The organism is Blastococcus sp. SYSU DS1021 (genome assembly GCF_054050995.1).
The window spans coordinates 1-19,619 of the sequence record NZ_JBJHAL010000011.1; the positions used below are offsets into that span (position 1 = coordinate 1).

The window sequence follows — 19,619 nt, forward strand, 5'->3', positions numbered from 1 at the left end:
GCCGGCTCCCGACGCGCAGGTCGGGAGCCGGCCCGGGGACGGCGACGGGGCACGCGTCAGCGGCCGGCGTAGTCCCGGAAACCGCGACCGGTCTTGCGGCCGAGGTAGCCGGCGGTGACCAGGTGCTCGAGCAGCGGCGCCGGGGCGAAGCCGGGCTCCCGGAACTCGGTGTAGAGCTCCTTCTCGATCGCGAGGGAGACGTCGAGGCCCACGACGTCGAGCAGTTCGAACGGCCCCATCGGGTACCCGCAGCCGACCTTCATCGCGGCGTCGATGTCGTCGGCGGTGGCGTAGTGCGCCTCGAGCATCTTCACCGCGTCGTTCAGGTACGGGAAGAGCAGGGCGTTGACGATGAAGCCGGCCCGGTCGGTGCAGGAGACCGCGTGCTTGCCCAGCTGCGCCGACACCGCGTGGATGGTGGCGGCGACGTCCGGCGCGGTCGAGATCGTCGAGACCACCTCGACCAGCTTCATGACCTGGGCCGGGTTGAAGAAGTGCATGCCCACGACGTCGGCCGGACGGCCACTGGCCTTGGCGCACTCGATGACCGGGAGGCTCGAGGTGGTGGTGGCGAGCACCGCGCCGGGCTTGGCGATCTCGCCGAGGTTGGCGAACAGCGCCTCCTTGACCGGCAGCGACTCGACGACGGCCTCGATGACCAGGTCGCGGTCGGCGAGGTCGTCCAGCGAGGTCGTGCCGGTGACCCGGGCGAGGATCTCGTCGCGGGCGGCCTCCTCGAGGCGGCCCCGGACGACCTGCTTGTCCAGCGACTTGGCCAGCGCCTTCTGCACGGCCTCGACCTTCTCGGCCGCGCGGGCGACGAAGACGACGTCGTAGCCGCCCTTGGCGACGACCTCGATGATGCCGGTGGCCATCGTCCCCGAGCCGACGACACCGACGGTCCGCACGTCGCGGGCACCGGCCGCGGCCCCGCCGGGGGTCGGGGTCTGCGCGTCGGCGACGACCTCGGCCGAGCCGGGCTCGGCGTAGGTGTAGAAGCCCCGGCCGGACTTCCGGCCCAGCAGCCCGGCGGTCATCATCTGCTTGATCACCGGGCTGGGCGCGTGCAGCCGGTTCCGCGACTGCTTGTACATCGTGTCGAGGATCTCGTAGGCGGTGTCGATGCCGATGAGGTCCATCAGCGACAGCGGGCCCATGGGCAGGCCGCAGCCCAGGCGCATGGCCGCGTCGATGTCCTCGCGCGAGGCGTAGCGGTTCTCGTACATCGAGACGGCGTGGTTGAGGTAGCCGAACAGCAGCGCGTTGGCGATGAACCCGGCCTTGTCGCCGATGGTCACGTCGACCTTGCCCAGCCGGTCGGCGAGCGCCTCGACGGTCTCGACCACCTCGGGCTCGGTGACCACGGTGCGGACGACCTCGACCAGCTTCATGACCGGGGCCGGGTTGAAGAAGTGCATGCCGATGACCTTGCTCGGCCGGCCGGTGACCACGGACAGCTCGGTGACCGACAGGCTGGAGGTGTTGGTCGCCAGGATCGTGTCCGGCGGGCAGATCTTGTCCAGCTTGGCGAAGAGCTCCGCCTTGAGCTCCATCCGCTCGGGCACAGCCTCGATGACCAGCTCCGCGTTCGCGAGGTCCTCCAGCGAGGTGGTGAAGCGGATCCGCTCGAAGATGGCGTCCCGCTCGGCCGGGTCCAGCTTGCCGCGCGCCACGGCCCGGTCGGTGGACTGCTCCAGATGGCCGCGGCCACGCGCCAGCGCCTCGTCACCGACCTCCACGGCGGTGACCGAGAGCCCCGCCCGCGCGAGCACCTCGGTGATGCCGGCACCCATGGTGCCCAGCCCCACGACGCCGACCTCGTTCAGTTCCCTGGCCACGTTGCCATCTCCCATCGCCGGTGATCGCGGGGAAGTCTCTCACCCCCGGATTCCGGTCGTGCGGGGGCTACCGCCCGGTAGCCGGATCAGAAGAGGCGCTGGGACGGGTCGTCGGTGCCCTTGAGGACGGCGTAGTCGACGGTGACGCACTCGATGCCCCGGTCCTGCGCCAGCACCCGGGCCTGCGGCTTGATCTCCTGCGCGGCGAAGACGCCCTTGACCGGGGCGAGCAGCGGGTCGCGGTTGAGCAGCTCCAGGTACCGGGTCAGCTGCTCCACGCCGTCGATCTCGCCGCGGCGCTTGATCTCCACCGCGACCACCCCACCGGCGGCGTCCCGGCAGAGCAGGTCCACCGGGCCGATCGCCGTCGGGTACTCGCGCCGCACCAGCGACCAGCCCTGGCCGAACGTCTCCACGTGCAGGGCCAGCAGCCGCTGCAGCTCGGCCTCCACGCCGTCCTTCTGCAGCCCGGGGTCGACGCCGAGGTCCTCGCTGTGGTCGTGCAGGACCTCCGCGATGTTGATGACCAGCTGCTCACCGGCCTTGTTCGTCACCGTCCACGTGCCCGCGCCGTCGGTCAGCGCCTCGTCCAGCCGGCACGGCGGGCTCATCCAGTTCAGCGGCTTGTAGGCGCGGTCGTCGGCGTGCACCGACACGGAGCCGTCCGCCTTGACCAGCAGCAGACGGGTCGCCATGGGGAGGTGGGCGGTGAGTCGACCGATGTAGTCGACGGAGCAGCGGGCGATGACCAGACGCACGGGCGACGAGGCTACCGCTCCTCGACCGGTCGCCGCGCTGGCGCCGAGTTCCGGAAAGAACCAGGACGAAATCGTGGTGACCTCCGCCACCGGCACTCAGAATGGGCGGGTGGGCGCAGCGGGAGCGATCGGTACCCGGGACGGGGAGCGCCTGGACGGCGACTGGGTGCACTGGCTGCTCGACGCCGCCCGCACCCGGCTGGGCATGGACGTCGCCTGGGTCTCGCTCTTCACCGAGGGCAGCCAGCTGATCACCTCCGCCACCGGCGACCTGGAGTCCATGAACGTGCAGGAGGGGATGACGGCCCCGCTGGAGGGCTCCTACTGCGTGCGGGTGCTCAGCGGCCAGCTCCCTCCCCTGGTCACCGGCGCCGCTCGCGATCCCCGGACGCGCGACCTGCCGGTGACCGGCGACCTGAACATCGGCTCCTACGTCGGCGCCCCGGTGCGGGGACACGATTCCCGGCCCATCGGGATGCTGTGCTGCGTGAGCCGCGACCCGGGCACGCAGCTGGACGGCGAGTCGGTGCGCACGGTCGAGCTGCTGGCCGACCTGATCAGCGATCACTTCCGGCATGCCGGCGCAGCGGGCGGCCTCGACCTCGCCGCCCGCCGGGCCCGGGTGCGTGCCTTCCTGGCGCGGGGCGCCGTCGAGATCCACCTCCAGCCGGTGGTCGACATGGTGACCGGCGCGATCGCCGGGCAGGAGGCCCTCGCCCGCTTCCCCGGGTGGGGCGGGGACGGGCCGGCGGCGCTGTTCGGCGAGGCCGCCGCCGTCGGGGTCGGCGTGGAGCTGGAGGAGGTCACGGTGCGCGCCGCGCTGGCCGAGGCCGGCCGGCTGCCCGGCGGGCTGACCCTCGCGGTGAACCTCTCGCCGGACGCCCTCCTGTGCCCGACCGTGGTCGACCTGCTGCTGGCCCACGCCGACTGCCCGCTGGCCGTGGAGATCACCGAGCACAGCCCGGTCGACGACTACGAGGCGGTCGTCGCCGTCACGACGCGGCTGCGCCGCACGGGCGTCGCGGTCAGCGTGGACGACGCCGGCGCCGGCTACTCGAGCCTCCGGCACATCCTGCGGCTCAACCCCGACGTCATCAAGCTCGACATCGGCCTGGTCATGGGGCTGCACACCGACCCCGCGCGCCAGGCCATGACCTCGGCCATGGTGACGTTCGCCCAGGAGACGGGGGCGCGGCTGGTGGCCGAGGGCGTCGAGCACGCCGCCGAGCGCGACGTCCTCGTCGCCCGCGGGGTCCGCTACGGGCAGGGGTACCTGTTCGGCCGGCCGCGGCCGGCGCGTGACGTGCTCGACCGGCTGCCCGCCTGAACGGGGACGGCCCGCGGGGAACCTCCCGGCCACCCCGACCCGTCCTCCCGGTATGAGCACCCGTCCCGTGCGCGTCACCGCCCTGCTGGTCCTGGCCCTGCTGCTCGGCGCCTGCGCCGACTCGGCCGGCGGCGGCGCCTCCGCCGAGGACCCGTCGCCCGCGGGCGAGGACGCGACCGTCGTGCTCCAGGTCGGCGAGGTCGGCGGCTTCACCACGCCGGCCCTGCTCGCCGGCCGGGTGCCGTCGGCGACCCTGTACGCCGACGGCCGGCTGATCACCGACGGCCCTCAGATCGCCATCTGGCCGGCGCCGGCGCTGCCCAACCTGCAGCTGTACCGGCTCGGTGACGGCGGGGTGCGCGACCTCGTCGAGCGGGCGGTGTCCGCCGGGGTGACCGAGACCGGCGACCTCGGCCAGCCGCCGGTCGCGGACATGACCAGCACGCGGTTCACCCTCCGCACCGACGGGGATACGGTCACCCGCGAGGTCTACGCCCTGGGGGTGGGGTCGGACCCGCGAGGCGAGTTCGACACGGGGCTCACCGAGGAGCAGGCGGCCGCCCGGGCCCGGTTGGCCGAGCTGGCCGATGCGCTCCGCGACCCGGTCACGGCCCTGGGCGCGGACCGGGTGAGCGGGCCCGAGCCGTACCAGCCCGACGCCGTCGCCGCGGTGGCGACCCCCTACGTCGAGGTGGACCCCGCCCAGGCCGAGCAGCAGTGGCCGGGCCCGGAGCTCCCGGGCGAGCCGATCGGCCCGGGAATCACCTGCGTGACCGCCACCGGGGAGGAGGCGCGGGCGGTGCTCGACGCCGCGGCGGAGGCGAACGCCGCCACGCCCTGGGTCACCCCCGACGGTTCGCGGTGGTCGCTGGTGCTGCGGCCGCTGCTGCCGCACGAGTCCGGCTGCGCGGACCTGGGGCAGGCGTGACGACGGGCCCGGACCTCCGGAGAGGTCCGGGCCCGGCCCCCTGCAGGGCCCCGGCACGAGCGTTCGAGTGACGGGAGCAGGGGTGTCTTCTCAGGCGGTGGCGGGCTCGCGCAGGTCGGCGTCCACGCCGCCCCGCTCCTCGACCGGGGCCAGCGGGTCGATCGTCCGCGTCGAGCGGTAGCGCTCCAGGTCGAGGATGCCCTCCCGCTTGGCCACGATCGTGGGCACCAGCGCCTGGCCGGCCACGTTCACCGCGGTGCGCCCCATGTCCAGGATCGGGTCGACGGCCAGCAGCAGCCCCACGCCGGCCAGCGGCAGGCCGAGCGTGGAGAGGGTCAGCGTCAGCATGACCACCGCGCCGGTGACCCCCGCGGTGGCGGCGGAACCGATGACCGACACCAGCACGATGAGCAGGTAGTCGGTGAGGCCGAGGTCCACCCCGAAGAACTGGGCGACGAAGATCGCCGCCAGCGCGGGGTAGATCGCCGCGCAGCCGTCCATCTTCGTCGTCGCGCCGAGCGGGACGGCGAACGAGGCGTAGGACCGCGGGACGCCCAGGTTCTGCTCGGTCACCCGCTCGGTCACCGGCAGCGTGCCGATCGACGAGCGCGAGACGAAGGCCAGCTGGATGGCCGGCCAGGCTCCGGCGAACCACCGCAACGGCGAGAGGCCGTGCAGGCGCAGGAGCACGGGGTAGACGACGAACAGCACCAGGGCCAGCCCCGCGTAGACCGCGCCGGCGAAGACCCCGAGCGAGCCGAGGGACTCCCAGCCGTAGCTGGCGACGGCGTTGCCGATCAGTCCGACGGTGCCCAGCGGCGCGAGCAGGATGACCCACCACAGCACCTTCTGCACGACCGCCAGCGCGGAGCGCACGAAGCCGAGGAACGGCTCGGCGGCCTCCCCCACCTTGAGCACCGCGATGCCGATCGCCGCGGCGATGACGATCAGCTGGAGGACGTTGAAGGACAGGGCGCCCTCGGCCGACGACTGCAGGCCGAGGATGTTGCCGGGCACGATGCCGTTCAGGAAGTCGAACCAGGAGCCGGTCCGCGTGGGGTCGGCCTGGGCCGTGGCGTCGACGGAGCTGTTGCGGCCGGGCTCGGTGAGCAGCCCGAGCGCGATGCCGATGCCGACGGCGATCAGCGCGGTGATGGCGAACCAGAGCAGGGTCTGGCCGGCCAGCCTCGCCGCGTTCGACACCTGCTTGAGGTTGGCGATGCTGACGATCACCGCGGTGACGATCAGCGGGGGGACGAGGGTCTTCAGCAGCGTGACGAAGGTGCTGCCGATGGTCTGCAGGGTGCTGGTCAGCCAGTTGGGTGTTCCGTCGGCCACGGGGCCGAGGTCGCGGGCGACCAGCCCGAGCGCGATGCCGACCACGAGGCCCAGCAGTACCTGGGCCGCGAAGGGGACGCGGCGGAGACGAGCGAGCACGAGGGTGGTTCCGTTCTGGGGGGATGACCGGGCGGGCGGGACGGGGCGTCAGCCCCGACAGCGGTCCACGGTCACGCGGCCGAAGTCGACGGTGCGCCGCCGCGTCAGCCCCCAGATGTTCTGCACGGGGGGATCAGTCCTCCCGCGCCCCCGGGCATTCCGGCTGTGGCCGGGTTCACCCGCTCGGGTGCATCCCTAGTCCGGCCAGACCGGCCGCCGCTTCTCCAGGAACGCCGCCATCCCCTCGCGCGCGCCGGGCAGCTGGCTGGCCGCGGCCATGACCTCGATCGCGGTGGTATACGCGTCCTGCTCCGGCCGGTCCAGCTGGGCGTACATCGTCTGCTTCCCCCACGCCTTGCTCGCCCGTGAGCCCCGGGTGGCCCGCTCCACCAGCTCGTCGACGGCGGCGTCCAGATCGGCATCGGGCACGACCCGGTTGACCAGCCCCCAGTCCAGTGCCGTCGCCGCGTCGATGACGTCGCCGGTCAGCGCCAGCTCCATGGCTCGCTTGCGGCCGACGTTCCGGGCGATCGCGACCATCGGGGTGTGGCAGAACCAGCCGCCCTTGCCGCCGGGCGCGGCGAAGCCCGCGGACTCGGCGGCCACCGCCAGGTCGCACGAGGCCACGAGCTGGCAGCCGGCGGCCGTGGCCAGGGCGTGCACCCGCGCCACGACGACCTGCGGCACGTCCTGGATCGTCTGCATCAGCTCGGTGCACAGCCGCAGCAGGCTGCGCACCTCGGGCAGGGAGGCCCCGGCGACGTCGGCGAAGTCGTGGCCGGCGCTGAACACCGGCCCCTCCGCGCCGAGCACGATGCCCGCGGCGTCGCTTCCCCCCGCCTCGGTGACGGCGGCGAGCAGCTGCGTCAGGTGCTCGCGGGAGAGCGCGTTGCGCTTCGACGCGCGCGTCATCGTGATGCGGACGACGTCGCCGTCGCGCTCGACCCGGGGTGCACCGTCGGCCATGCCCGACCTCACCACGTCCGGGCGCGCTCGGCAACGACGATCGCGCTCCGAGCGGGGAAGCTGGGCCGGTGCCCGAGACCGAGCCGCTCAGCCCGACCGCCCCGCGACCGGCGGGCCGCACCGTGTTCACCCAGGGCTGGCGCGACGTCGCGTTCCTCCACTGGGCGGTGGACCCGGTGCGCGTCGCTCCCCTGCTGCCGGCCGGCACCCGCCCCGACGTGCTCGACGGCGCCACCTACGTCGGGCTGATCCCGTTCCGCATGCAGCGGATCGGGCTGCTCGGGGCGCCGGGCATCCCCTACCTCGGCTCGTTCGCCGAGACCAACGTCCGGCTCTACTCGGTCGACGAGCAGGGCCGCCGCGGCGTCGTCTTCCGGTCGCTGGACGCCGAACGCCTCGTTCCGGTGGTCACCGCCCGCTGGGCCGCTCGGCTGCCGTACGCGTGGTCGCGCATGCGGATCGAGCGCGCCGGCGACCGCCTGACCTACAGCTGCCGCCGGCGCTGGCCCGCGCCCGCCGGGGCCCACAGCAGCCTCACGCTGCAGGTGGGCAGCCGGCTGCTCCGGCCGGACCCGCTGGCGCTCTTCCTGACCGCCCGGTGGGGGCTGCACCGGCCCGGACGGGGTGGCCCGGCCTACTGGCCCACCGAGCACCCCGCCTGGCCGCTGCACCGGGCGGAGCTCGTCGCCCTCGACGACACGCTGCTGCCCGCGGCGGGCCTGGGCGACGTCTCGGGCCCGCCCGACAGCGTGCTGTTCTCCCCGGGCGTCGACGTCCGCTTCGGCCCGGTGGTCAGGCCGGCGCGGGCACCAGGTCGGGCAGACCGTTCGCCTCGCGGACCACGTCGACGACCTGGCCCATGATGTCGTTCAGGCCGAAGTCCTTGGGCGTGAAGACCCGGGCGACGCCCTGCTCCCGCAGCCGCCGGGCGTCGCTGTCGGGGATGATCCCGCCGACCACGACCGGGACGTCGTCCAGCCCGGCGTCCCGGAGCCCCTGCAGCACCGCCGGGACCACCTGCAGGTGGGAGCCCGAGAGCACCGACAGGCCCACCACGTGCACGTCCTCCTCCACGGCGGCGCTCACGATCTGCGCCGGCGTGAGCCGGATGCCCTGGTAGATGACCTCGAACCCGGCGTCGCGGGCCCGCACGGCGATCTGCTCGGCGCCGTTGGAGTGGCCGTCCAGGCCGGGCTTGCCGACCAGGAAGCGCAGCCGCCCACCGATCTCCTCACCGGTGGCCCGCACCCGCTCGCGGACGGCGGTCAGGTTCTCGTCGGCCTCGCCACCGCCGGCGGCCGCGGCCACGCCGGTGGGGGCCCGGTACTCGCCGAACACCTCGCGCAGCACGCCGGCCCACTCCCCCGTGGTCACGCCGGCGCGGGCGCAGGCGAGGGTCGCGGGCATGAGGTTGACGTCGGAGGACGCCGCCTCGCGCAGCGCCTCCAGGGCCGCGCGCACCGGTTCGGGGTCACGGTCGGCACGCCACTTCCGCACCGCCTCGCACGCGGCGGCCTCGACGGCCGGGTCCACGACCATGATCGCGGTGTCGAGGTCGGCGGTGAGCGGGTTGGGCTCGGTCGTGTCGAACCGGTTGACGCCCACGACGACGTCCTCACCACTCTCCATCCGCCGCCGGCGCTCGGCCAGCGAGGCGACCAGCTCGCCCTTCATGTAGCCGGACTCGACGGCGGCCACGGCCCCGCCCATCTCCTGCACGCGGGCGATCTCGGCCCGGGCGCCCTCGACGAGCTCGGCCACCTTCTTCTCGACGACGACCGAGCCGGTGAACAGGTCCTCGTACTCGAGCAGGTCGGTCTCGTAGGCGAGCACCTGCTGGAGGCGCAGCGACCACTGCTGGTCCCACGGCCGGGGCAGCCCGAGCGCCTCGTTCCAGGCCGGCAGCTGCACGGCGCGGGCGCGGGCGTCCTTGGACAGGGTCACGGCGAGCATCTCCAGCACGATGCGCTGGACGTTGTTCTCCGGCTGCGCCTCGGTCAGGCCGAGGGAGTTGACCTGCACCCCGTACCGGAAGCGCCGGTGCTTGGGGTCCTGGACGCCGTAGCGCTCCTCCGTCAGCTCGTCCCAGAGCTGGGTGAAGGCCCGCATCTTGCACATCTCCTCGACGAAGCGGACGCCCGCGTTGACGAAGAAGGAGATGCGGGCGACGACCTCGCCGAAGCGCTCCTGCGGCACCTGGCCGGAGTCGCGGACCGAGTCCAGGACCGCGATCGCGGTGCTCATCGCGTAGGCGATCTCCTGCACCGGCGTGGCCCCGGCCTCCTGCAGGTGGTAGCTGCAGATGTTGACCGGGTTCCACTTCGGCATCGTCGTGACCGTGTAGGCGACCATGTCCGTGATCAGCCGCATCGACGGCGCCGGCGGGAAGACGTAGGTCCCCCGCGACAGGTACTCCTTGATGATGTCGTTCTGCGTCGTCCCCGCCAGCTTGGTGACGTCGTGCCCGTGCTCCTCGGCGACCGCCTGGTAGAGCGCGAGCAGCCACATGGCGGTGGCGTTGATCGTCATCGACGTGTTCATCTCGTCGAGCGGGATGCCGTCGAAGAGCGCGCGCATGTCACCGATGTGCGTGACCGGCACGCCGACCTTCCCGACCTCCCCGCGGGCGAGCTCGTCGTCGGGGTCGTAGCCGGTCTGCGTCGGCAGGTCGAAGGCGACCGAGAGGCCGGTCTGCCCCTTCGCCAGGTTGCGGCGGTAGAGGGCGTTGGACTCGGCCGGCGAGGAGTGGCCGGCGTAGGTGCGCATGACCCAGGGGCGGTCGCGCTCGTTCGGCGTCTGCGGGAACGGCATGCCAGCGGAGTGTAGGGCTGTTACCCGCGAGTAGCAGCCCCGCGCCCCGACGTGTGCAGTGGCACACTCGTCCGGCGGAAGCACCTTGTGCCCCCGGGCACTCGCTCCGCCCGGGCCACGCCCCGGCACGAGGGCCGCAAGGAGGTCCGGTGGAGGTGGGGAGCCTGCCCCTCGAGCTGGGCCCGGTGGTCGCGGTCGCCGTGGTCGCGGTGCTGGCTCTGTTCACCCGGTGGGCCTTCGGCGGCGATCCGGCCGGGGGCCGGCGCGCCGGCGCACCCGGCGACGGGCTCCTCACCCGCGTGGCCACGCTGACCCACCGCGAATCGGCCCTCGCGCTGCGGGCGCTGCTGTCCGACGCCGGCATCCGCTCCACCGTGCGCTACCCGGCGGCCCACCGCGCCGAGGTGCTGGTGTTCCCGGAGGACGCCGAGCGCGCCCGGTCGCTGGCCGCCTCGTTCGGCGAGGCCTGAGCTCGCCCCTAGTCCGGTCGCTCCGTGCGCCGCACCACGGCGCCGAGGCCGCACAGTTGGTCGACGAAGTCGGGGTAGCCGCGGTCGACGTGGTGCACGTCCTGCACCTCGGTGATGCCGTCGGAGCACAGCCCGGCGAGCACGAGCCCGGCACCGGCGCGGATGTCGGTGGCCAGCACCGGCGCGCTGGAGAACCGCTCGCGGCCGCGGACGACGGCGTGGTGCCCGTCGATCCGGACGTCGGCGCCCAGCCGCACCAGCTCGTTGACGAACATGAAGCGGCCCTCGAACACGTTCTCCGTGATCAGGGCCGTGCCGGTGGAGACGGCGGCCAGCGCCACCGCCATCGGCTGCAGGTCGGTGGGGAAGCCGGGGAAGGGCAGGGTGACGACGTCGACGCAGCGGGGCCGGTCGGCCATCGCGACGCGGATGGCACCGGGCAGCGCCTCGACGGTGGCGCCGGCGTCGGTCAGCTTGTCCAGGGCCACGGTGAGGTGCTCGGCGACGCCGCGCTCGATGACGACGTCGCCGCGGGTCATCACCGCCCCGATCGCCCAGGTGCCGGTCACGATGCGGTCGGGCACGGTCGTGTACTCGACGGGGCTCAGGGAGTCGACGCCCTCGACGGTGATGGTGGAGGTGCCGGCGCCGTCGATGCGCGCGCCCATCTCGCAGAGCATCCGGCAGAGATCCACGATCTCGGGTTCGCGCGCTGCGTTGTCGACGACGGTCGTGCCCTGCGCGAGCACCGCCGCCATCACCAGGTTCTCCGTGGCCCCGACCGACGGGAAGTCCAGCCAGATCGACGTCCCGGTGAGCTGGGGCGCCGTCGCGACGAGGAAGCCGTGCTCGCTGACGATGGTGGCGCCGAGCCGCTCCAGGCCGGAGATGTGCATGTCCAGCCCACGGGAACCGATGGCGTCACCACCTGGCAGCGCCACCCGCGCGCTGCCACAGCGGGCGACGAGCGGGCCCAGGACGCTGATCGAGGCGCGCATGCGGCGCACCAGGTCGTAGTCGGTCTCGGTCGAGGGCTGGTCCGGGACGTCGATCGTCAGGCGGCCACCGCCGCCACTGCCGGGCGTGCGCTCGTAGGAGACCGCGCAGCCCAGCCGGCGCAGCACCTCGCTCATGATGGCCACGTCGAGGATGTCGGGCACCTCGTCGATGGTCGAGCGCCCGGCGGCCAGCAGCGCGGCCGCCATGAGCTTCAACGCGCTGTTCTTGGCACCGGTGACCCGCACCCGGCCCGCGAGCCTCGCTCCCCCGGTCACCTCGAAGCACTCCACCGGCCCACCCTACGGCGGCCCGGCTGCAGGGCCCCACCGCGAGCCCGGCGACGTGCTGGCCCGGCCCTCCTGCAGGGACTCGCTCCGAGCGCCGGTGACGTGCTGGAACGGCCCTTCCGCAGGGACCCGCGCCGAGCGTCAGCGAGGGGTGGGGGGCAGGAGGGTCCTTCTCCTAGGCTGCGGGCATGACTGTCCGGCTCACCCGCATCTACACGAAGACCGGCGATGCCGGTCAGACGCACCTGGGCGACATGAGCCGGGTGGCCAAGACCGATCCCCGGCTGGTCGCCTACGCCGACGTCGACGAGGCCAACAGCGCGATCGGCGTGGCGCTGGCCCTCGGCGCCCCGGGAGCGGAGCTGGCCGAACTCCTGCGCAGCATCCAGAACGACCTGTTCGACGTGGGCGCGGACCTGTGCACGCCGATCGTGGCGGAGCCGCAGTACCCGCCGCTGCGGGTGACGGCCGCCTACACCGAGCGGCTCGAGGCGGCGTGCGACACCTACAACGAGACGCTCCCGAAGCTCGACAGCTTCATCCTGCCCGGCGGTACCCCGCTGGCCGCGCTGCTCCACCAGGTACGGGTGGTGGTGCGCCGGGCCGAGCGCAGCGTCTGGGCGCTCCTGGAGAGCGACGCCGAGCGCACCAACCCCGAGACCGCGCGCTACCTGAACCGCCTGTCGGACCTGGTGTTCATCCTCGGCCGGGTGGCCAACCCCGAGGGCGACATCCTGTGGGAGCCCGGGGCGCACAGTGGCGTGCACGCCCAGCGCCGCGCTGCCTCGCGGGAGGACTGAGCCGCCCGCTCAGCTACCGGGGGGCGCCGACTCCACCCAGGACAGGAAGCCGGTCACCGTGGAGCGGTCCATGGCCAGCTCCCGGCGCCCCTGCGCGGTGCTGCACGACAGCACGTGGACGTCGGCGGGCAGCGCGAGATCCTCGCGTCCCGCCGGTCGCTGGGCGAGCACGCGGAACCCGGCCCGGGTGAGCCGCTGCTGCGGGCGCACGGAGAGCGAGAGGGCCCGGTACCAGAGCAGGGCGTCGCCGCCGTACCAGGCGACACCCACCGACCAGCGCGGCGTCCCCTCGGGGCGCAGCCACATGGTGACCGCGCCGAGCCCCGAGAGCAGGAACCGGCGGCGCAGCAGGAAGACCACGACGACGAGCAGCAGCAGGACGCCGATCAGCACCCACAGGGCGGTGGTCATCCCGCGCGCTCGCCGGTCGGGTCAGTCGCCCTGGCCGGCCGCCCTCAACCGCGACTGCGCGCGGCGCGCGGCCGGGGAGTCCCCGTCGCTCTCGGCGCGCCGCAGCGCCTCGCGAGCGCGCTCCACGTCGATCTCCGAGGAGATCTCCGCCGTCTCGGCCAGGATGGAGACACCCCGCTCGGTGACGGAGAGGAAGCCACCGTGGGCGGCGATCACCATGTCCTCGCCCGACTCGGTGCGGATCGTGACGACGCCGCCGTCCGCCAGCTGGCCGAGCAGCGGCGCGTGGCCGGGCAGGACACCGAGCTCGCCCTCGGTGGTGCGGGCGATGACGCGCGTGGCCTCGCCCGACCAGATCTTGCGCTCGACGGCCACCAACTCGACCTGCAGGGTCGCCACGACACTCCTCGGGGTCCACCTCTCCACCGGGGAAGAGGTGCGCTGCGGTTCGTGCTCCGCCGGCCCGGGCGGGACGGCGGACGATGCGGCCACTGTACCGGCGTGTCGCGCGTGGCCCCCGCCCAGGGCCTGCCCGGACCGCGAGCGGTGGGGGCAGAGGCGTCCTTCCTCAGGCGGCGCGACGGTAGAGCAGCGTCCAGCGGCCGACGCGCACCCACGGGTGCCGGACGCAGCTGGCCGCCGCCCAGCGCTCGGTGTCGAAGTCCGCGATCCGCCGGTCCACCGGCGCGCACGGCGGCCAGGTCCAGTCGGGAGCACTCCGGCTCCCGGACGGCAGTAGCGCCCTGTCCCGTTCCACGTCGCCCCTCGTGCCGGCGCCCGTCTCCCGGGCGCGCCTGCGGCATGGTCGGCAGGTGCGCGGCCTCTCCGCAGACCCCGGAGCGCAGAACCACCCGATCGGGCGATCCCCACCTCCGGAACGCCGACGGCCGGGCCCCCTCTCGGGAACCCGGCCGTCGGGACGTACTGGATCAGTCCCGCTGCGGGGCCCCACGCCGCGCGGAGCGTGGCGTGGGGGGCAGCGGGATCCCTTTACTTCCGGAGCTTCGCGGCGTTCTTCTCGAGGTCCTCGAGACCACCGCACATGAAGAAGGCCTGCTCCGGGACGTTGTCGTACTCGCCCTCGGTGATCGCCTTGAACGCCTGGAGCGTCTCCGCCAGCGGCACGAACGAGCCCGGCTGACCGGTGAAGGCCTCGGCCACGAACATGTTCTGCGAGAGGAAGCGCTCGACGCGCCGGGCCCGCTGGACGGTGACCTTGTCCTCCTCGGAGAGCTCGTCGATGCCGAGGATGGCGATGATGTCCTGCAGCTCCTGGTAGCGCTGCAGCACCTGCTTCACGGTCTGGGCGATCTCGTAGTGCTCCGAGCCCACGTACTGCGGGTCGAGGATCCGGCTGGTGGAGTCCAGCGGGTCCACGGCCGGGTAGATGCCCTTCTCCGAGATCGGCCGCGAGAGCACGGTCGTCGCGTCGAGGTGGGCGAACGTGGTGTGCGGCGCCGGGTCGGTGATGTCGTCGGCGGGCACGTAGATCGCCTGCATGGAGGTGATCGACCGGCCACGGGTCGAGGTGATCCGCTCCTGCAGCTGACCCATCTCGTCGGCGAGGGTCGGCTGGTAGCCCACGGCCGAGGGCATGCGGCCCAGCAGCGTGGAGACCTCGGACCCGGCCTGGGTGAACCGGAAGATGTTGTCGATGAACAGCAGGACGTCCTGGTTCATCTCGTCGCGGAAGTACTCCGCCATCGTCAGCGCGGAGAGCGCGACGCGCAGCCGGGTGCCCGGCGGCTCGTCCATCTGCCCGAACACCAGCGCGGTGGACTCGATGACGCCGGACTCGGTCATCTCCGTGATCAGGTCGTTGCCCTCACGGGTGCGCTCGCCGACGCCGGCGAACACCGACACACCACCGAACTCCTGGGCGACGCGGCGGATCATCTCCTGGATGAGGACGGTCTTCCCCACCCCGGCGCCGCCGAACAGGCCGATCTTCCCGCCGGCCACGTACGGCGTGAGCAGGTCGATGACCTTGATGCCGGTCTCCAGCATCTCGGTGCGGCCCTCGAGCTGGTCGAACCGCGGTGCGCTCCGGTGGATCGACCAGCGCAGGGCGTCCGCGGCGTAGCCGGGCGTGTCGAGGCACTCGCCCAGGGCGTTGAAGACGTGCCCGGTGACCACCTCGCCGACCGGGACCATGATCGGGTTCCCGGTGTCGGTGACCTCGGCGCCCCGGACGAGCCCGTCGGTCGGCGCCATCGAGATGGTGCGGACGACGTTCTCACCCAGGTGCTGGGCGACCTCGAGGGTCAGCGTCTTGCCGAGGTCGGCGAGCGTGACGTCGACCTTCAGGGCGTTGTACAGGTCGGGCATCGCGTCGCGCGGGAACTCGACGTCGACGACCGGCCCGGTGACCCGCACGACCCGGCCGGTGCCGGTGGTCTGCGAGGTGGTCGGACGGTCCTCGGTGACGGTCATCTGTACTGCTCTCCTGCCCTGGGGCTCGGGTGTCTGCTGTTCGGTGGGGTCAGTCGTTGGCGCCGGAGGAGACCAGCGCGTCGGCGCCGCCGACGATCTCGCTGATCTCCTGCGTGATCTCCGCCTGGCGCGCCTGGTTGGCCTGCCGGGACAGGTTCTTCGCCAGCTCCTCGGCGTTGTCCGAGGCCGACTTCATGGCCCGGCGACGCGAGGCGGACTCGGAGGCGGCCGCCTCCAGCATCGCTGCGTAGATGCGCGTGGTGATGTACTTCGGCAGGAGGGCGTCGAGCAGCCCCTCGGCCGAGGGCTCGAACTCGTACGACGTCGGGATGCCGGTGTCGCCGGCCCCGCCGGACGCCCGCTCCTCCCGCTCGTAGTCGAACTCGTCGACCTCCTCGACCTCCAGCGGAGCCATCCGCCGGGCGACCGGGACCTGCGAGAGCAGCGACCGGAACTCGGTGTAGACGATGTGCAGCTCGTCCACGCCCTGGACGCCGTCGGCGCCGGCCCCGGACTCGTCGTCGTCCTCACCCGCGGTGAAGGCGTCGATGAGGACGCGACCGACCTCCTGGGCGTCGGCGTAGCCCGGCTGCTCCGAGAACCCGGTGAAGGTGCCGGCCGTCGGGCGGTCGCGGAAGGAGTAGTAGGTCTCCCCCTTCCGGCCGACGACGTACAGCACCGGCTCCTTGCCCTCCTGCCGCAGCAGGGCGAGCAGCTCCTCGGTCCGCCGCAGCACGTTGACGTTGTAGGACCCGGCGAACCCGCGGTCGGAGGTGATCACCAGGACCGCCGCCCGGCGCGGGTTCTCCCGCTCGGTCAGCAGCGGGTGGTCCAGCGACGCCGAGGACGCCAGCGCCGACAGCACGCGCGTGATCTCCCGGGCGTAGGGCTTGGACGCCTCCACCCGGGCCTGGGCGCGCACGATGCGGGCACCGGCGATCAGCTCCTGGGCCGAGAAGATCTTCTTCGTCGACTGGGTGGAGCGGATGCGGCGCCGCAGCGCGCGGAGAGAAGCGGCCATGGGTCAGCTGCCCCGCTTGACCTGGACGCGCTCCTGGCCCCGCTCCGAGGCGTCCATGGCCTCGGCCTCGGGCTCGTTGCCCGCGAGCGACTGCCCTTCGGAGGTTGTGAACTGCCCGTAGAAGGTCTCCACCGCCCGCTCGAGGCTGGCGACGGCGTCGTCCTCCAGCTTCTTCGTCTGGCGGATCGACTCGAAGACGGCGTTGTCACCGCGGCCGACGAACTCCAGGAACTCGGACTCGAAGCGGCGCACGTCGGCGACCGGGACGCGGTCGAGCTTGCCGGTCGTACCCAGCCACAGCGACACGACCTCGCGCTCCACCGGGTACGGCGAGTACTGGCCCTGCTTGAGCAGCTCGACCAGACGCTGACCGCGCTCCAGGGTGGCCCGGCTGGAGGCGTCCAGGTCGGAGGAGAACGAGGCGAACGCCTCGAGCTCGCGGTACTGCGCGAGGTCCAGGCGCAGCCGGCCGGCGACCGACTTCATCGCCTTGATCTGCGCGGAGCCGCCGACGCGGGACACCGAGATGCCGACGTTGATGGCGGGGCGGACACCGGAGTTGAACAGACCCGTCTCGAGGAAGATCTGGCCGTCGGTGATCGAGATGACGTTGGTCGGGATGTACGCCGACACGTCGTTGCCCTTGGTCTCCACGATGGGCAGACCCGTCATGGAGCCACCGCCGAGCTCGTCGGAGAGCTTGGCGCAGCGCTCCAGCAGCCGGGAGTGGAGGTAGAAGACGTCACCCGGGTACGCCTCGCGGCCCGGCGGGCGGCGCAGCAGCAGGGAGACGGCGCGGTAGGCCTCGGCCTGGCGGGACAGGTCGTCGAAGACGATCAGGACGTGCTTGCCCTCGTACATCCAGTGCTGGCCGATGGCCGAGCCGGTGTAGGGGGCGATGTACTTCACGCCGGCGGCCTCCGAGGCGGGGGCGGCGACGATCGTCGTGTACTCCAGGGCGCCGGCGTCCTCGAGGGCCGCGCGGATGGAGGCGATCGTCGAGCCCTTCTGGCCGACGGCGACGTAGATGCAGCGGACCTGCTGCTTCGGGTCGCCGGTCGCCCAGGCCTGGCGCTGGTTGATGATGGTGTCGATCGCGATCGCCGTCCGGCCGGTCTGCCGGTCACCGATGATCAGCTGCCGCTGCCCCCGGCCGATCGGCGTCATGGCGTCGATGGCCTTGATGCCGGTCTGCATCGGCTCGTGCACCGACTGCCGCTGCACCACGGTCGGCGCCTGCAGCTCCAGGGCGCGCCGGCCGGTGGTGGCGATCGGGCCGGCACCGTCGATCGGGTTGCCGAGCGAGTCGACCACGCGCCCGAGGTAGCCGTCACCGACGGGGACGGAGAGGACCTCCCCGGTCCGGCGGACCTGCTGCCCCTCCTCGATCCCGGCGAAGTCACCCAGGACGACGACACCGATCTGGCGGGTGTCCAGGTTCAGCGCCAGGCCGCGGACGCCGCTCTCGAACTCGAGCAGCTCGTTGGTCATGACCGAGGGCAGGCCCTCGACCCGGGCGATGCCGTCGCCGGCCTCGGTGACGATCCCGACCTCTTCGCGGGACACGTCAGGCGAGTACTCGGTGACGTAGTTCTGGATGGCACTGCGGATCTCGTCTGCGGAGATCGTCAGCTCGGCCATGGCGTGGAGTCCTCTTCCCTGCGGGGTCGTGATCAGTGGTGGTGGGCGGTCAGCCGGCGAGCTGCCGTCGGGCGGCTTCCAGCCGATGCGCGATGCTGCCGTCGATGACCTCGTCGCCCACCTGGACGAGGAGGCCGCCGAGCACCGTCGGGTCGACGGTCACCTGCAGCCCGATGGTCCGCCCGTACAGGCGGCCGAGCACCTCGGTCAGCCGCTGTTCCTGGGCGGCGGTGAGCGGCACCGCCGTCGTCACCCGGGCGACCGACTGACCACGACGGCGGCTGGCGGCCTCGGAGAGCCGCTCGACGGCCACCGCGGCCTGACCGACGTGCGAGCCGGTCAGGACGTTGCGGAGCAGCAGCTCGGTGACCGGGCTGACCCGGCCGGACAGCAACCGCTCGAGCAGCTCCCCCTTGCCCTGCGGGGAGGCGCTCCGGTCGCTGAGGATGCGCGAGAGTTCACGGTCGCCCGAGACGATCCGGCCGAAGCGGAAGAGCTCGTCCTCCACGTCGTCCAGCTCACCCCGGACGTCGGCGGCGTCCAGCGCTGCCTCGGTCGCCAGGTCCTCGGCGGCCTCGACCAGGTCCAGGGGACGCGACCAGCGCTGCCGCACGCTGACCCCGAGCAGGTCGAGCCCGACCGGGGAGAGGCGGTCGGCGAACAGCCGCTGCACCAGGGCGGCCCGCTCCTCCGGCTTGCCCGCGGGGTCGGACAGCGCCCGCCGCAGCGACGGCTGCGCCTGGAGCAGTCGCGCGACCGAGAACAGCTCACCGGCCAGCGTGAGCAGGTCCTCGGCGGAGGTGGCCCGCGCCTGACCGGTGATCCGGTCGCGCGCACGGCCCAGGAGCCCCGAGGGGTCCCGGGTCAGCTCGGCCAGTCGCTCACGGGCCACGAGGAGCGCGGCGCGGCTCGAGGCCTCCATCAGCGCGCGCTCTCGGCGGTCGCGCCGCCCCGCCGACCGGTCCCGACCATGCCGTCGAGCTGGTCGAGGAAGCGGTCGACGGTGCCCTGCCGGCGCGCCTCGTCGGCGAGGGACTCCCCGACGACCCGCCCGGCGAGCTCGACGGCGAGAGCACCGATCTGGCCGCGCAGCTCGTGCACGACCTGCTGGCGGGAAGCAGCGATCTGCTCCTCGCCCCGCGCCACGATCCGCGCCGACTCCTCCTGCGCCTGCGCCCGCAGCTCCTCGAGGATCTGCTGGCCCTCGGCGCGGGCCTGGTCCCGGATCTGCGCGGCCTCGGTGCGCGCCTCGGCGAGCTGCGCCCGGTACTGCTCGAGCGCCGCCTTCGCCTCGGCCTGCATGGCCTCGGCGCGCTCGATGCCGCCCTCGATCGCCTCGCGGCGGGCCTGGAAGGCCTGCTCGAAGCGGGGCGCGACGAACTTGGCGATCACGAACAGCAGGATCAGGAAGGCGATCAGCCCGATGATGATCTCGCCGAGTGGTGGGAGAAGCACGCTCGGCTGTTCGGCGGCCAGGATGCTCATGCTCTGC

18 protein-coding genes are annotated in these 19,619 nt (G+C 73.0%); 5 read left to right on the top strand and 13 right to left on the bottom strand.

Going from position 1 to position 19,619, the window contains the following annotated elements; genetic code table 11:
- Positions 1 to 56 precede the first annotated feature (56 nt).
- Entirely contained in the window at positions 57 to 1,838 is a 1,782-nt protein-coding gene (locus ACI8AP_RS10050) for a 3-hydroxyacyl-CoA dehydrogenase family protein (RefSeq protein ID WP_456589198.1), read from the bottom strand.
- A gap of 86 nt (positions 1,839 to 1,924) precedes the next feature.
- Positions 1,925 to 2,596, bottom strand: a complete 672-nt coding sequence (gene nucS, locus ACI8AP_RS10055) for an endonuclease NucS (RefSeq protein ID WP_456589199.1) — start codon at positions 2,594 to 2,596, stop codon at positions 1,925 to 1,927.
- Positions 2,597 to 2,705: 109 nt separating this feature from the next.
- Here nucS and ACI8AP_RS10060 point away from each other — a divergent pair, with 109 nt between their 5' ends.
- Positions 2,706 to 3,923 carry a sensor domain-containing phosphodiesterase gene (locus ACI8AP_RS10060; protein WP_456589200.1) on the top strand — a complete coding sequence of 406 codons (1,218 nt, stop codon included), beginning with the start codon at positions 2,706 to 2,708 and terminating at the stop codon, positions 3,921 to 3,923.
- A 52-nt stretch (positions 3,924 to 3,975) separates the two neighbouring features.
- The gene (locus ACI8AP_RS10065; protein ID WP_456589201.1) at positions 3,976 to 4,851 is read left to right on the top strand and encodes a hypothetical protein; all 876 of its coding nucleotides are present in this window, start codon (positions 3,976 to 3,978) and stop codon (positions 4,849 to 4,851) included.
- A gap of 90 nt (positions 4,852 to 4,941) precedes the next feature.
- On the opposite strand, the gene ACI8AP_RS10070 is transcribed toward ACI8AP_RS10065, so the two are convergent.
- Both ACI8AP_RS10070 and ACI8AP_RS10075 read right to left on the bottom strand, forming a co-directional pair.
- Complete coding sequence (locus ACI8AP_RS10070; protein ID WP_456589202.1) at positions 4,942 to 6,288, bottom strand: dicarboxylate/amino acid:cation symporter; 1,347 nt, start codon at positions 6,286 to 6,288, stop codon at positions 4,942 to 4,944.
- 195 nt (positions 6,289 to 6,483) lie between these two features.
- Complete coding sequence (locus ACI8AP_RS10075) at positions 6,484 to 7,254, bottom strand: enoyl-CoA hydratase-related protein (protein WP_456589203.1); 771 nt, start codon at positions 7,252 to 7,254, stop codon at positions 6,484 to 6,486.
- Positions 7,255 to 7,322: 68 nt separating this feature from the next.
- On the opposite strand from ACI8AP_RS10075, the gene ACI8AP_RS10080 reads away from it, so the two are divergent.
- Positions 7,323 to 8,117 carry a YqjF family protein gene (locus tag ACI8AP_RS10080; RefSeq protein WP_456589204.1) on the top strand — a complete coding sequence of 265 codons (795 nt, stop codon included), beginning with the start codon at positions 7,323 to 7,325 and terminating at the stop codon, positions 8,115 to 8,117.
- On the opposite strand, the gene ACI8AP_RS10085 is transcribed toward ACI8AP_RS10080, so the two are convergent.
- Positions 8,047 to 10,065: a protein meaA gene (locus ACI8AP_RS10085; protein WP_456589205.1), complete on the bottom strand. Its 2,019-nt coding sequence runs from the start codon at positions 10,063 to 10,065 to the stop codon at positions 8,047 to 8,049. The genes ACI8AP_RS10080 and ACI8AP_RS10085 overlap by 71 nt on opposite strands.
- 149 nt (positions 10,066 to 10,214) lie before the next feature.
- Here ACI8AP_RS10085 and ACI8AP_RS10090 point away from each other — a divergent pair, with 149 nt between their 5' ends.
- Positions 10,215 to 10,535, top strand: coding sequence for a hypothetical protein (locus ACI8AP_RS10090; RefSeq protein ID WP_456589206.1), 321 nt, complete (start codon positions 10,215 to 10,217; stop codon positions 10,533 to 10,535).
- Between the two features lie 8 nt (positions 10,536 to 10,543).
- Here ACI8AP_RS10090 and murA read toward each other — a convergent pair whose 3' ends face one another.
- Positions 10,544 to 11,824, bottom strand: coding sequence for a UDP-N-acetylglucosamine 1-carboxyvinyltransferase (gene murA, locus ACI8AP_RS10095; RefSeq protein ID WP_456589207.1), 1,281 nt, complete (start codon positions 11,822 to 11,824; stop codon positions 10,544 to 10,546).
- A gap of 185 nt (positions 11,825 to 12,009) precedes the next feature.
- On the opposite strand from murA, the gene ACI8AP_RS10100 reads away from it, so the two are divergent.
- Entirely contained in the window at positions 12,010 to 12,621 is a 612-nt protein-coding gene (locus tag ACI8AP_RS10100; RefSeq protein ID WP_456589208.1) for a cob(I)yrinic acid a,c-diamide adenosyltransferase, read from the top strand.
- 9 nt (positions 12,622 to 12,630) lie between these two features.
- Here ACI8AP_RS10100 and ACI8AP_RS10105 read toward each other — a convergent pair whose 3' ends face one another.
- The 7 genes from ACI8AP_RS10105 to ACI8AP_RS10135 all read right to left on the bottom strand — a co-directional run bounded on the left by ACI8AP_RS10105 (position 12,631) and on the right by ACI8AP_RS10135 (position 19,612).
- The gene (locus ACI8AP_RS10105; RefSeq protein ID WP_456589209.1) at positions 12,631 to 13,032 is read right to left on the bottom strand and encodes a DUF2550 domain-containing protein; all 402 of its coding nucleotides are present in this window, start codon (positions 13,030 to 13,032) and stop codon (positions 12,631 to 12,633) included.
- A 21-nt stretch (positions 13,033 to 13,053) separates the two neighbouring features.
- Positions 13,054 to 13,431 carry a F0F1 ATP synthase subunit epsilon gene (locus tag ACI8AP_RS10110; RefSeq protein WP_456589210.1) on the bottom strand — a complete coding sequence of 126 codons (378 nt, stop codon included), beginning with the start codon at positions 13,429 to 13,431 and terminating at the stop codon, positions 13,054 to 13,056.
- Between the two features lie 591 nt (positions 13,432 to 14,022).
- A complete protein-coding gene (gene atpD / locus ACI8AP_RS10115) occupies positions 14,023 to 15,465 on the bottom strand; it encodes a F0F1 ATP synthase subunit beta (RefSeq protein WP_456589211.1) in 1,443 nt (480 codons plus the stop codon).
- Between the two features lie 49 nt (positions 15,466 to 15,514).
- Positions 15,515 to 16,486 carry a F0F1 ATP synthase subunit gamma gene (locus tag ACI8AP_RS10120; RefSeq protein WP_456589212.1) on the bottom strand — a complete coding sequence of 324 codons (972 nt, stop codon included), beginning with the start codon at positions 16,484 to 16,486 and terminating at the stop codon, positions 15,515 to 15,517.
- 3 nt (positions 16,487 to 16,489) lie between these two features.
- Positions 16,490 to 18,127 carry a F0F1 ATP synthase subunit alpha gene (gene atpA, locus ACI8AP_RS10125; RefSeq protein WP_456589213.1) on the bottom strand — a complete coding sequence of 546 codons (1,638 nt, stop codon included), beginning with the start codon at positions 18,125 to 18,127 and terminating at the stop codon, positions 16,490 to 16,492.
- Positions 18,128 to 18,176: 49 nt separating this feature from the next.
- Entirely contained in the window at positions 18,177 to 19,049 is an 873-nt protein-coding gene (locus ACI8AP_RS10130) for a F0F1 ATP synthase subunit delta (protein ID WP_456589214.1), read from the bottom strand.
- The gene (locus tag ACI8AP_RS10135) at positions 19,049 to 19,612 is read right to left on the bottom strand and encodes a F0F1 ATP synthase subunit B (RefSeq protein WP_456589215.1); all 564 of its coding nucleotides are present in this window, start codon (positions 19,610 to 19,612) and stop codon (positions 19,049 to 19,051) included. The genes ACI8AP_RS10130 and ACI8AP_RS10135 overlap by 1 nt, the downstream gene beginning before the upstream one ends.
- Between the last annotated feature and the right edge of the window lie 7 nt (positions 19,613 to 19,619).